The organism is Rhodoblastus sp. (genome assembly GCF_019449565.1).
Classification (GTDB): Bacteria; Pseudomonadota; Alphaproteobacteria; order Rhizobiales; family Beijerinckiaceae; genus Rhodoblastus.
In genome coordinates, this window is record NZ_JAGRPM010000088.1 from 92,089 (window position 1) to 104,289 (window position 12,201).

Sequence of the window (12,201 nt, forward strand, 5' to 3'; positions counted from 1 at the left end):
CGGCGGCGATTCGCCTTGTTCCAGTCTAGGCGCTGCCGGGAGGCGAAAGAAGAGACCCCCTTGTTTTGCGGCGCCAAACTTGCTCTTTTGACCGCGAAAAAACGGAGTCGCGATGAAGACCTGCGTCATCCAGATGAATTCGACCAGCGACAAAGCCGCGAATCTGGCCCAGGCGCGGCGCTTGATCGAACAGGCCGTGGCGCTGGAAAATCCGGACTGGATCGCACTTCCCGAGGTGTTCGATTTCCTCGGCGGCTCCAAGGCCGAGAAATTCGAGGCCGCCGAAGTCCTCCGCGAAGGGCCGGCCTATGCTCTTTGCGCCGAACTCGCTGCGAAACATGGACTCTTCATCCACGCCGGCTCCTTTCTGGAAAGGGACGCCGACGGCGAGCATCTCTCCAACACCACCGCCGTGTTCGACCGTCAAGGCCGGGAAATTGCGCTCTACCGCAAGATCCACATGTTCGACGTGACCACGCCGGATGGCGCGTCCTATCGCGAAAGCGCCGTGTTCAAGCCCGGCGAGCAGGTCGTGACCTATGAGGCCGAGGGCGTGACCTTCGGCTGCGCGATCTGCTACGACATCCGCTTTCCGGCGCTGTTCCAGGCGCTGGCGGCGCGCGGCGCGCAGGCCATCGTGCTGCCCGCCGCCTTTACGCTCCAGACCGGCAAGGACCATTGGGAAGTTCTCTGCCGCGCCCGCGCCATCGAGACGCAATGCTATTTTCTGGCGCCTGCCCAGGTCGGCGCCCATCGCGTGAAGGACGAAACGCGCCTGACCTATGGCCATTCGCTGATTTGCGACCCGTGGGGCCACAAGATCGCCATGGCGTCCGATGGGCCGGGCTTCGTCACGGCGCGGCTCGATCTCGCGCTCGTCGCCAAGGTGCGCGCCTCCATCCCGGTCGCGGCGCAACGGCGCGAGTTTTTCTCATGAACTGGTCCGATTTCGCGCTGACGCCCGAGCAGATTTCCGCCATCGAGCTGAGCCTGCGGGTCGGCCTCGCCGCGACCTTTTGCAGCCTGCCCTTCGCGGTTCTCGTGGCCTATGCGCTGGCGCGCTGGAATTTCCCCGGCAAGATGCTGTTCGACGCCTTCGTCCATCTGCCTTTGGTGCTGCCGCCGGTGGTCACGGGCCTCGTGCTGCTGCTCACCTTCGGGCGCAAGGCGCCCGTGGGCGCTTTTCTCGCCGATCATTTCGGCATTGTGTTCGCCTTCCGCTGGACGGGCGCGGCGCTGGCCTCGGCGGTGATGGGCTTTCCTCTAATGGTGCGGGCGATCCGCCTGTCGCTGGAGGCGGTCGATCCCCGGCTGGAGCGCGCGGCCTCCTCGCTCGGCGCGCCGCCTCCCGCCGTTTTCCTACTGGTCACGCTGCCGCTCGCCGCGCCCGGGCTGATCGCCGGCGCGGTGCTCGGCTTCGCCAAGGCTCTGGGCGAATTCGGCGCGACGATCACCTTTGTCTCCAACATCCCCGGCGAAACGCGCACCATTCCGGCCGCGATCTACACGCTCACCCAGACGCCCGGCGGCGACATGGGCGCGCTGTCGCTTTCCGTCATCGCCGCCGGTCTGGCCATTGGCGCCCTGGTCGCGTCGGAATTGCTCGCCCGCCGCATGCGGCCGCGCCGGAAAGTTTCGTCATGATTGAAGTGGACGTGGCGCTCAGCCGCGGCGATTTCGACCTGAACGTCTCTTTCGCGAGTTCGGCGGGCGTCACGGCGCTGTTCGGCCCGTCCGGCTCCGGAAAATCGACGCTGATCGACCTCATCGCCGGTCTGGCGCGGGCGGATCGCGGCCGCATTGTCGTCGGCGGGCGCGTGCTGGCGGATAGCGAGAAGGGAATCTTCCTTTCGACGCGCAAGCGCCGCGTCGGGCTGGTGTTTCAGGACGCCATGCTGTTTCCGCATCTCAATGTGCGGCAGAACTTGCGCTTCGGCGCCTTTTTCGCGCCGCGCGGCGCACGGCGCCTGCCGATGAGCGAGGTCGTGGACAAGCTCGGCATCGGCGCGCTGATGGACCGTCGCCCGATCGATCTTTCCGGCGGCGAACGCCAGCGGGTCGGGGTGGCGCGGGCGCTGCTCGCGGCGCCGGACATTCTGCTGATGGACGAGCCCTTCGCCTCGCTCGATGTGGCGCGGCGCCGCAAGGCGATGGGGCTGGTGGAAATGACCCGCGACCTGTTCGGCATTCCGATCGTGCTGGTCTCGCACCAGATCGAGGAGGTCATGCGGCTGGCCGGGCAGGTGGTGATGATCGAGCGCGGCAAAATCAAGGAAGTTGGCGCGCCAGAGGCGATCTTCGCCAGCGCCCGCCCGGAAAATCCCTCCGAGCGTTTCGGCGTCGGCTCAAGCCTCACCTGCACGGCGTCCGATTTCGACGCCCGTTACGGGCTGACCCGGCTGCACCATCCGTCGGGCGAGATTTTTGCGGCGGGAAGCGTCGCCACGCCCGGAGCGGCGACGCGCATCTATGTCAAGGCGGTCGATGTCGCCTTGGCCCGCAAGCCGCCGCTGGAAACCTCGATCCGAACAGTGCTCAGGGGAAAGATCATACGCGTCGCGGGCGGCGAGGGGCCGCTGGCTCTGGCCCTGCTCGAACTGGCGGGCGGCGAGCAGCTTTACGCCTCGCTGACGCGCATGGCGGCCGATGAATTGCAGCTTGCGCCCGGCGTCGAGGCGTTCGCGCTGGTCAAGGCGGTGGCGCTCGACGAGCGCGAAATGGCGGCCGGCTGAACCCGGCTCAATGACTTGCACAAACTTTACATGCGAAGACACAGAGCCTAAACCGGCGCTCCGCAACGGAGGGCGCGATGGAAAATTTCGTCAAGGCCCGGGCCGCGGCTGACGCGCTTCTCGCCCGTATACGCGTCAAGCCGGTCGTCATGGGTATTTTGAATGTCACGCCGGATTCCTTCTCCGACGGCGGGCGCTTCGTCGCGGCCGAGGCGGCCCTGACCCACGCCCGGGCGATGATGGCGGCGGGCGCGGACATGGTCGACATTGGCGCGGAATCGACCCGGCCTGGCTTCGTCCCGGTGGAAGAAGCCGAGGAATGGGCGCGGCTGGAGATGGTGCTGCCTCTCCTGATCGAAGACGTCGATTTGCCCGTTTCCATCGACACCACCAAGGCGGCGATCGCCCGCCGCGCGGCGGCGCTCGGCGCGGCCATGATCAACGACGTCTCCGGACTGCGCGCGGACCCGGCCATGGCCGAGGTCGCGGCGGAGAGCGGCGCGGCTCTGGTCGTGATGCATCATTGCGCCGAGATCGACCCGGACCGCGACATTATCGCCGACATGTTCGCCTTTTTCGACGAGACGCTGGAGCTGGCGCGGGCCGCCGGCATCGCGCGTGAAAGAATCGTGCTCGATCCCGGCATAGGCTTCGGCAAGAGCCTGCGGCAGAACCTTCTCGCCATCGACGCCTGCGGCCCGCTCGGAGAGAAATTCGGCCTGCCCGTCCTGATCGGCACCTCGCGCAAGAGCTTTATTGGCGCGCTCTCGCCTGCGCCCGCAAAAGACCGTCTCGCAGGGACTCTTGCCGCCCATTTGCGCGCCTTCTCGCGCGGCGCGGCGATCTTTCGCGTCCATGACGTGGCGGAACATGTCGCCGCCCTGAAAATCTGGAGCGAAATTGACCGCGCCTGAGGAGCACCGCATTGGTCTCGGCCTCGGCGCCAATCTCGGCGACGCGGCCGCCAGCCTGCGCCGCGCCGTGGCCTTGCTGCGGGAAGCAGGACTGGCGTTCGACGCCGTCTCGTCGCTCTACGCCACAAAGCCCTGGGGCGTGACCGACCAGCCGGATTTCGTCAACGCCTGCGCTCTGGCGCGGACCACGCTCGATCCGCTGCCGCTGCTCGACCTGATCAAGGCGACGGAGCAGGCGATGGGCCGCCGCGAGACGCGGCGATGGGGTCCGCGCGTCATCGACATCGATCTGCTCTTTTACGACGATTTGCGCTGGCGCGACGAGCGGCTGACCCTGCCGCATCCCGGCGTGCTGGAGCGCGCCTTCGTGCTGTTGCCGCTGGTCGAAATCGCGCCCGATCTCGTGCTGGAAGGGACGCGGCTGTCGAGCGCGGCGGCGGCAGCCGACGCGCGGGGAATCACCCGCCTGTCGCCATTTTGATATGCCTTTCTGCATCGCTCACGGCATTTAAGCCGTAGGCGGAACAATTACTTAATGAGTTTGACCGAAACTAGGCGCACCGGAGCCCACGAGCGGTCCGCGGCGGCGTCCGCCATTCGCTTGGTGTTGTTCACAGCGCGATACAGGCGCGGCGCCCCGGGAAAGTGACCGGGTTCGTGTATGTGTCTAGTCGTAATCGTCGATGATCGGGCGACCAACCGGGCGATCTATACCCAGCTGGCCCGCTCGATCGGCCAGGGTGTTGATGTCCGCGCCTTTGGCGACCCGGAGGAAGCCCTGAGCTGGCTGGCGGTCAATCGCGTCGATCTCATCGTCACCGATTACGAAATGCCGCGCATCGTCGGCGACGAATTCATCTCGCGTTTCCGCGGCCTGCCCCATTCGGGCGGCGTTCCGATCATGATGGTGACGATCAATGACCGCAGGCAATTGCGGTTGCGGGCGCTGGAGAGCGGCGCGACCGACTTCTTGCAGGCGCCGGTCGATCATTGCGAATTCCTCACTCGCGCCCGCAACTTGCTCAAGCTGAGCCGGGGCGCGGCGGCGCCCGTTCAGCCCGCCGGAGTTCAGCCCGTGCCCGAGCCGGACGACCAATGGGACGACGAGACCCGCCGCCTGCTCGATCGCTGCGGGCAGGGCGGCTACGCCTTTCATTTCATCGAGATTTCATTGGCCGATCAATCGCTGGACCTCACCCCGGCATTGACGCGGCACCTGCGCGGCGACGATCTCGCCATCAGGATCGATCCGTCGCGCTATGTCCTGCTGCAAGGCCAAGTCAGCGGGCCGCCCGACGCCCGCGCGCTGGCGCGGCGGATGGTCCGCGCGCGCTCGTCCTTCAAGGGCGTCGCCGCCTTCAGCATCGGCACCGCGCTCCCGCGCGGCGGCGAAGGCGCGCCCCGCCAGCGCGCGGCGGAATGCCTGCGCGAGGCGCGCAGGTCGGCCCGCGAAGCCTGGCGCGTCGAGAATGTGTCGGCGCCGCTGGAACAATGGGGACTGGCGCCCATCGTCGAACTTCGCACTGGCGCCTTGGCCGGCGTGCAGGTGATGAACGGCGGGTCGCCGGCAGAAGCGAGCGGCGAGGGGAGCGGCTTGCGCGTCGCGCTCGCCTGCGCTGCGGATGTGCGGCTGTCCGGCGACGATTCCTTCCGGATCGGACTTCGCCTCGGCTTCGGGCCCGAGAGTCTCGACGATTTCCTGCCGCGCTTGCCGCAGCGGCTGGCCGAGGCCTGCGTCAGGCCGTCGCGGCTCGACCTCATTATTTGCGCCGGGGAAATCATTGCGGACGCCGCTCGCGCGCGGCCGGCGCTTGCGACGCTCACCATGGCAGGCGTCAGCCTCACGCTCGACCTTGGGGGTCTCGCCCAAGCGGGGCGCCGCCCGTCCGAGCTGATTGACGCTTGCGAGGAGGCGCTCGCCCTGACCTGCGACGGCGCGCGGCCCCAAACCCGGCGCCCCGAGATCAGGCTCCCTTGCCAAAGCGCCGATGGCGTCGAATTGGCGCGCGACCTTTGCGGCGCCATCGAGCGCGCCTGCGCGGGGGACGCCTTGAAGCGCGCGCCCTTGCTGCTCGCCGACGGGGTTCCCTCGGCTGCCCTGCTGAGCGCCCTGCGCCGCGCGGGCGCGAGCCGCGCGCAAGGCCCCTGTTTCGGCGCGCCTTTCGCCTGGCGCGACCTTGGCGCGCTGCTCGCCGCGCGCCATGTCGCGCCCGCGGGCGCCCCGGCGCTTCAAATCGAGGCGCGCCGGGCATGAAGGACATTGCTTCCAGGATTCGCTCCGCATGGGCGGGAGCGACAACGCGCGCCTATGCGCTGGCGTTGCGCCGCTTCGGCCTCGCGCGGCAAAACCCCGAGCAGGGGATTATTTTCAACCGCCTGTGCCTGGCGCTGGTGGTCTTGTTCGCCGCGTCCCTGCACGCCCATTTCGGAGGGGCGACGGCGCGCAGCTATCTCGTTCGGGGCCTACCGTGGCTTGAGGCCTATATCCTGCTCGTCGGCCTCACCCAGGCGCATCTTGCGATCTGGCCCGCGCCCAATCCGGTCCGACGGATCGTTTCAGTCTGCGCCGACGTCATCTTCGTTTCCGTCGGCCTCAGCCAGGGCGACGCCGCCTCGGCCTATCTTGCGACGCTCTATTTCTGGCTGATCCTCGGCTATGGGGTGCGATTCGGACTGGCTTATATGGGCGTCGCCGTGGCCAGCTCGGCGGTCGGGTTCGCCTTTGCCATCTGGAAAACGCCGTTCTGGCAGGAGAACGCAGCGCTTTCGGTCGGACTGTTCTGCTCGCTGATCGTCATACCGGCCTATGGCGCGCTGCTTCTGGGGCGGCTCAACGAGGCCCGGGCGGAGGCCGAGCGCGCCAATCGCGCCAAGACCCTGCTGCTGGCCAATGTCAGCCATGAATTGCGCACGCCGCTGACCGCGATCCTCGGCCTTGGCGAATTGCTGAAGCAGACCGGCCTCGACGCGGGCCAGCAGGATATGGTGCGGACGCTTTCTGGCGCGGCGCAGATTTTGTTGCGTCACATCGAGGCGCTGCTGAGCGTTTCGCGCGACGAGATCGGCCGCGCCGCGCCGCGCCTGGAGCGCGTCGATCTGTTCGCCGTGCTGCTGTCCTTGCGCGACTTGCTCGTGGTGGAGGCGGACAAGAAGGCCTTGCGGCTGGGCCTGTGCCTCGAGGCCGGCGCGCCGCAATATATCCGCGCCGAGCCGGGCCTTCTGCTCGATATCCTGCAGAATCTCGCCGGCAACGCCGTCAAGTTCACGCCGGCGGGCGTGGTGGCGATCGGCGTCCGCGCCATGCCGCGCGATGGCGGCGAAATACGGCTCCGCTTCGAGGTGCGCGACACCGGCATCGGGATCGACGAGGACGCCCAGCAGCGGATCTTCGACGCTTTCGTCCAGGCCGGGCCGGAGATTGCGCCGCGCTTTGGCGGCAGCGGCCTCGGCCTCGCCATCGCCCGGCGCCGGCTCGAGGCCCGGGGCGGCCGCATCGGGGTCGAAAGCGCGCCCGGCCAGGGCGCAATGTTCTGGTTCGAACTGACGGTCGAACGTGACGCGGCCGCGCCTTCGGCGGCGGAATCCGCGGTCGCGCCCGCATTGCGTCTCGTCGGCTTGGGCGGCGGCGGTCGCCGCCAGCGGCGCGAGCCGGTCTGCGTCGTCGCGCCGAAGCCGTTCGATACGCTCAGGCTGGCCCGGCTCTTCGCCGTCTGCATGGTCGCCCCAGAGGGCGAGGCCGACCAGATCGCCAAAGCGCAAAGAATGACCGTGCGGTTGAGCAGGTTGGCGAGCGGGGCGCCCGAACCCGCCGACACCTTCGAAATGAGATCGCCGAGCCTCGCGGGCCGCAAGATCCTGCTGGCGGAGGACAATGGCGTCAATCGCCGCATCCTCGCGGCCATGCTGACCAGCGGGGGCTTCGAGACGACCTGCGTCGAAGACGGCCATGCGGCGCTTGACGCCATGCTGAACGGCACCTTCGACCTGATTCTGCTCGACCTGAACCTGCCACGGATCAATGGCCTCGACGCCGCGCGGCTCTATCGCTTCGGCGTTCCGGACAGCCGCCGCGCGCCGGTGCTGGCCCTGACCGCGGACGCCAGTCCCGAGCGCCGCCAGGAATGTCTCGAGGCGGGCATGGGCGCCTGCCTGACCAAGCCGATCGCGCCCGACGCCTTGCTGGCCGCCATCGACGAGGCGCTGCTCGCGGCCGAGGCCGGGCGCGTGCAAGCCGCGCCGGCGGCGCCCGCGCCGCCCGCCCAAGCCGAATCCGCGATGATCCTCGCGCCGGAGGCGTTCGACGCGCTGGCGCGGCTCGGCGGCGAGGATTTCCTGCGCGAATTGATCGCGCAATTCATTGCCGAAGGCGCCCAGATCGCGGAAAACATGGTCGTCGCGGTGGAGCAGGGCGATCATGCCGCCTTCCGCCGCGAGGCGCATGCATTCGAGAGCAGCGCCGGCAATGTCGGCGCGGTCGCGCTGGCGCGGCTGTGCCGCAGCTGGCGCGCCGCCGCGCCCGAGGCTTTCGCGCTGTATGGCGACGATTATCTGGACGATCTGCGCGCCGAATGGGCGCGCGCCACATGCGCCCTTAACGAGGCGCTTGCCCGCCGCGCGGCGCCAAAGCAGGCGCCTTCTCGGAGGCGCGGCGCGGCGGCCTAGAGCTTTGCGCTAGAACTTGCCCTGCCGGTAGTCCTCATAGGCCTGCAACAATTCAGCCCGCGTGTTCATGACGAAGGGACCGCCCCAGGCGATGGGCTCGCGCAAGGGCCGCGCCGCCAGCAGAAGCGCCCGGGCGCCTTGCGGGCCGCCGGTCAGCGCCGCTTCGCCGCCGCCGCCGAGCGCGGCGAGGCTCAGGGCGTCAAGGGTTAAGGCGCCGGATTGGCCCGGCGCCGAGGCCGAGCCCTCATAAAGCGCGAAAAAAGCGGCGTGGCCTTCGGGCAGGGGCTGGCGAAATTCACCGCCCGGCGCCAGTTCGACATCGAAATAGCGGGCGTCGACATGGGGCGCGCGGACCGGCCCCTCGACGCCGGTCGCGCCGGTTCCGGCGACGATCTTGACGCGCGCGCCGTCGCGCTGCTCCACCGGGATTTCCGCCGCCTTGAACTCCTGATAGGCGGGCGGCGCCATTTTTTCGGCGGCGGGCAGATTGATCCAGAGCTGGAACCCCCGCATCAGGCCTTCGTCCTGCTCGGGCATTTCGGAATGGATCAGGCCGCGTCCCGCCTTCATCCATTGCACGTCGCCGGGTTCGATCACGCCGGAATGGCCGTGATTGTCCCAATGCCGCATCCGCCCGGCCAGCATATAGGTCACGGTTTCGAAGCCGCGATGCGGATGGTCGGGAAAGCCGCCGATATAATCGCCCGCGCGCTCCGAGCCGAAATAATCCAGCATCAGGAACGGGTCGATCGGGTCCTGCGCGCGGGAGCCGATCAGGCGAGTCATCTTGACGCCAGCGCCGTCTGACGTCGCCTCGCCGCGAGTCACGGCGATGATTTTGCGCGTTGTGGTGTCATGTGCAACTGTCATCTCGTCTCCTGTAAGCGGGGAGATTGGGACGCGGGGCGGCGCCTGCAAGACGCGGCGAGAGCCTCCTGCAAAACAGCAAGGGCTTCGACCGGCTCTCTCAGGCGGGCTTGGCCGGACAGAAGGATTCGTACAGCACGCCGATGAGCTTGCGCGCCCTTTCGTCTGACAGGGCGTAATAGATGGTCTGGCCGTCGCGGCGGGGGCGGACCAGTCCGTCCTTGCGCAGCAAAGCGAGATGCTGTGAAATCAGGCTCTGCCGGGCCGCGAGCTTTTCGGCGATGTCGCCGACCGGGGACTCACCCTGGGCCAGCAGGCACAGGATTCGCAACCGGACCGGATTGGCCAGCGATTTCAGAAATTCGCTGGCCTGCTCGGCGGCTTCGGCCAAAGCGGCCGGGTCGACCGCGCCAGCGTTGACAACGCCAGCGTCCACCGTCCCGCTGGCGGCGGGATTGACGGGAGCGATAGCGTGCGGCTTGGAGCGCGGGACTGGGGGCATGATCGGGCCATCGTTTCCGAGGCGCGGGCGTCTGTCAATTCGGCAAAGCCGCAATTCGCCGGGCGCCGGCGCGAATTATCCACAATAGGGCTTTCGCCGGATTTTGACCCGCGCCCCCCGCAGCGTTAAAAGCGCGGCCCGCACGGAAATGGAGTCGCCGATGATTTCGATCGCCCGCCGCATCGCCCAGGAGCTGAAGGTGGAGGAGCGGCAGGTCGCGGCCGCCGTGGATCTGCTGGACGCAGGTTCGACCGTGCCTTTCATCGCCCGCTACCGCAAGGAGGCGACCGGCGCGCTCGACGACACCCAGCTGCGCAATCTTGAGGAGCGGCTGCGCTATCTCCGCGAGCTGGAGGACCGCCGCAAGGCGATTCTCGACTCGGTGAAATCTCAGGACAAGCTGACGCCTCAGCTTGAAGCCGAGATTCTCGGCGCGGAGTCCAAGGCCAAGCTCGAAGACATCTATTTGCCTTACAAGCCGAAGCGCCGGACCAAGGCGACCATCGCCCGCGAGGCGGGCCTCGCCCCGCTCGCCGCCGATTTGCTCGCCGATCCCATGCGTGATCCGCGCGGGGAAGCGGAAAAATATGTCGATGAGGATAAGGGCGTGAAGACGCCGGAAGAGGCGCTGGACGGCGCGCGGGCCATTCTGGTCGAGCAATTTTCCGAAAAGGCGGATCTGATCGGAACCTTGCGCGAAGCCTTCTGGTCGCGCGGGCGCATTGTCTCGAAGGTGCGCGACGGCAAGGCGCAAGAGGGCGCGAAATATGCCGATTATTTCGATTTCTTCGAGCCGCTGACCAAGCTCCCCTCGCACCGCATCCTGGCTTTGTTCCGCGGCGAGAAGGAGGAGATGCTCGATCTCGCACTGGAGCCGGAAAGCGCGGCGGACGCCGCCGCCCAAGGCGACGCCAATTATGAGCGCGCCATCGCCACAAGCGTCGGAATCGCCGATCGCGGGCGTCCGGCCGATAAATGGCTGAGCGATTGCGCGCGCTGGGCCTGGCGCACGCGGATCAAGATTTCGCTCAGCGTCGATCTGCGCGCCCGGCTGTGGCAGAATGCCGAGGACCAGGCGGTCAAGGTCTTCGCCGGCAATTTGCGCGATCTGCTGCTCGCCGCGCCGGGCGGGCCGCGCGCCACCATGGGGCTGGACCCCGGCTTCCGGACGGGGGTCAAGGTGGCGGTTGTGGACGCCACCGGCAAGGTTGTCGAAACCGGCGTGATCTATCCGCACGAGCCGCAGCGGCGCTGGGACGACGCCCTGCTCGCGCTTGGCCGGATGTGCCGTCTGCACAAGGTTGAGCTGATCGCCATCGGCAATGGCACGGCCTCGCGCGAGACCGACAAGCTCGCAGCGGAACTCGTCGCCAAACTGCCCGAACAGAAGCTGATCAAGATCATGGTGTCGGAGGCCGGCGCCTCGGTCTATTCGGCCTCGGCCTTCGCCGCCGCCGAACTGCCCGAGCTGGACGTAACCCTGCGCGGAGCCGTTTCCATCGCCCGCAGGCTACAGGACCCGCTGGCGGAACTGGTCAAGATCGACCCGAAGTCGATCGGCGTCGGGCAATATCAGCACGATCTCGCGGAGGGCAAATTATCGCGTTCGCTGGACGCTGTGGTCGAGGATTGCGTCAATGCCGTCGGCGTCGATCTGAACACGGCCTCAGCGCCCTTGCTGGCGCGGGTCTCGGGGCTCGGCGCGAATCTTGCCGCCAATGTGGTCGCCCATCGCGACGCCAATGGCCGCTTCCGTTCGCGCGACCAGCTCAAGAAAGTGCCGCGTCTTGGCGCCAAGGCGTTCGAGCAATGCGCGGGCTTTTTGCGGATTCGCGACGGCGACGACCCGCTCGACGCCTCCGGCGTTCATCCCGAAGCCTATCCCTTGGTGCGCAAGATTCTCGCGGCGACGAAAAGCGATATTCGCGCCCTGATCGGCGATTCCAAGACCTTGCGAGGCCTGTCGCCGAAGAATTTCGTCGATGAAATCTATGGCGCGCCGACGGTGACCGACGTTCTGCGCGAATTGGAAAAGCCCGGCCGCGACCCGCGTCCCGAGTTCAAGACCGCGTCGTTTCAGGAAGGCGTGGAGAAGCTTTCCGACCTCAAGCCCGGCATGGTGCTGGAAGGCGTGGTGACCAATGTCGCCGCCTTCGGCGCTTTTGTGGACATAGGCGTGCATCAGGATGGGCTTGTCCATATTTCCGCCATGTCCAGGAGCTTTATCAAGGACCCGCGCGAAGCTGCCAAGCCTGGCGACGTAGTCAAGGTCAAGGTGCTGGAGGTGGACGCCGCCCGAAAGCGCATCGCCCTGACGATGCGTCTCGACGACGCTTTCGACGCCCGCTCGGGGCGCAACGCGCCGCAACCGGAGCGAGGCCTGGCGCGAAATGCGCCGCCAGAAGGCAAGGGAGCTGTCCCCGGCCGAGACCCCTCGCGTCCTGTGGCGGGCAACGCTTTTGCTGAAGCCTTTGCGCGCGCTGGCGCGCCGAAGGACAAGGCGCCTCGCAAATGAGGCGAGAAA

At 67.5% G+C, this 12,201-nt stretch carries 10 protein-coding genes; 8 read left to right on the plus strand and 2 right to left on the minus strand.

The genetic code is table 11. From position 1 onward, the window contains the following. Positions 1-112: 112 nt before the first annotated feature. The 7 genes from QZ409_RS20885 (at position 113) to QZ409_RS20915 (ending at position 8,308) form a co-directional block, all read left to right on the plus strand. Complete coding sequence (locus QZ409_RS20885) at positions 113-937, plus strand: carbon-nitrogen hydrolase family protein (RefSeq protein WP_296715205.1); 825 nt, start codon at positions 113-115, stop codon at positions 935-937. Further along, entirely contained in the window at positions 934-1,644 is a 711-nt protein-coding gene (gene modB / locus QZ409_RS20890; protein ID WP_296715207.1) for a molybdate ABC transporter permease subunit, read from the plus strand. The genes QZ409_RS20885 and modB overlap by 4 nt, the downstream gene beginning before the upstream one ends. Beyond that, positions 1,641-2,732 carry a molybdenum ABC transporter ATP-binding protein gene (gene modC / locus QZ409_RS20895; protein ID WP_296715210.1) on the plus strand — a complete coding sequence of 364 codons (1,092 nt, stop codon included), beginning with the start codon at positions 1,641-1,643 and terminating at the stop codon, positions 2,730-2,732. The genes modB and modC overlap by 4 nt, the downstream gene beginning before the upstream one ends. 77 nt (positions 2,733-2,809) lie before the next feature. Continuing rightward, positions 2,810-3,646 (plus strand): dihydropteroate synthase, encoded by an 837-nt coding sequence (gene folP / locus QZ409_RS20900; protein WP_296715212.1) that lies wholly within the window; start codon positions 2,810-2,812, stop codon positions 3,644-3,646. Further along, positions 3,633-4,127, plus strand: coding sequence for a 2-amino-4-hydroxy-6-hydroxymethyldihydropteridine diphosphokinase (gene folK, locus QZ409_RS20905; RefSeq protein WP_296715213.1), 495 nt, complete (start codon positions 3,633-3,635; stop codon positions 4,125-4,127). The genes folP and folK overlap by 14 nt, the downstream gene beginning before the upstream one ends. 180 nt (positions 4,128-4,307) lie before the next feature. Then, positions 4,308-5,900 carry a response regulator gene (locus tag QZ409_RS20910; RefSeq protein WP_296715215.1) on the plus strand — a complete coding sequence of 531 codons (1,593 nt, stop codon included), beginning with the start codon at positions 4,308-4,310 and terminating at the stop codon, positions 5,898-5,900. Continuing rightward, the gene (locus QZ409_RS20915; protein ID WP_296715216.1) at positions 5,897-8,308 is read left to right on the plus strand and encodes an ATP-binding protein; all 2,412 of its coding nucleotides are present in this window, start codon (positions 5,897-5,899) and stop codon (positions 8,306-8,308) included. Before QZ409_RS20910 ends, QZ409_RS20915 begins: the two co-directional genes overlap by 4 nt. A gap of 9 nt (positions 8,309-8,317) precedes the next feature. On the opposite strand, the gene QZ409_RS20920 is transcribed toward QZ409_RS20915, so the two are convergent. Continuing rightward, on the minus strand, positions 8,318-9,178 hold the full coding sequence (locus QZ409_RS20920) for a pirin family protein (RefSeq protein WP_296715218.1): 861 nt from the start codon (positions 9,176-9,178) through the stop codon (positions 8,318-8,320). Between the two features lie 97 nt (positions 9,179-9,275). Continuing rightward, positions 9,276-9,677, minus strand: coding sequence for a metalloregulator ArsR/SmtB family transcription factor (locus QZ409_RS20925; RefSeq protein WP_342394862.1), 402 nt, complete (start codon positions 9,675-9,677; stop codon positions 9,276-9,278). 160 nt (positions 9,678-9,837) lie between these two features. Between QZ409_RS20925 and QZ409_RS20930 the strand changes: the two genes are divergently transcribed. Continuing rightward, a complete protein-coding gene (locus tag QZ409_RS20930) occupies positions 9,838-12,192 on the plus strand; it encodes a Tex family protein (RefSeq protein ID WP_296715220.1) in 2,355 nt (784 codons plus the stop codon). The last annotated feature ends 9 nt before the right edge of the window (positions 12,193-12,201 follow it).

What these genes read in the sequence shown, in the direction of transcription:
- QZ409_RS20885 (WP_296715205.1), top strand. Translation starts at nt 113, where the DNA reads ATGAAGACCTGCGTCATCCAGATGAATTCGACCAGCGACAAAGCCGCG.
- modB (WP_296715207.1), top strand. Translation starts at nt 934, where the DNA reads ATGAACTGGTCCGATTTCGCGCTGACGCCCGAGCAGATTTCCGCCATC.
- modC (WP_296715210.1), top strand. Translation starts at nt 1,641, where the DNA reads ATGATTGAAGTGGACGTGGCGCTCAGCCGCGGCGATTTCGACCTGAAC.
- folP (WP_296715212.1), top strand. Translation starts at nt 2,810, where the DNA reads ATGGAAAATTTCGTCAAGGCCCGGGCCGCGGCTGACGCGCTTCTCGCC.
- QZ409_RS20910 (WP_296715215.1), top strand. Translation starts at nt 4,308, where the DNA reads ATGTGTCTAGTCGTAATCGTCGATGATCGGGCGACCAACCGGGCGATC.
- QZ409_RS20915 (WP_296715216.1), top strand. Translation starts at nt 5,897, where the DNA reads ATGAAGGACATTGCTTCCAGGATTCGCTCCGCATGGGCGGGAGCGACA.
- QZ409_RS20920 (WP_296715218.1), bottom strand. Translation starts at nt 9,178, where the DNA reads ATGACAGTTGCACATGACACCACAACGCGCAAAATCATCGCCGTGACT.
- QZ409_RS20925 (WP_342394862.1), bottom strand. Translation starts at nt 9,677, where the DNA reads ATGCCCCCAGTCCCGCGCTCCAAGCCGCACGCTATCGCTCCCGTCAAT.
- QZ409_RS20930 (WP_296715220.1), top strand. Translation starts at nt 9,838, where the DNA reads ATGATTTCGATCGCCCGCCGCATCGCCCAGGAGCTGAAGGTGGAGGAG.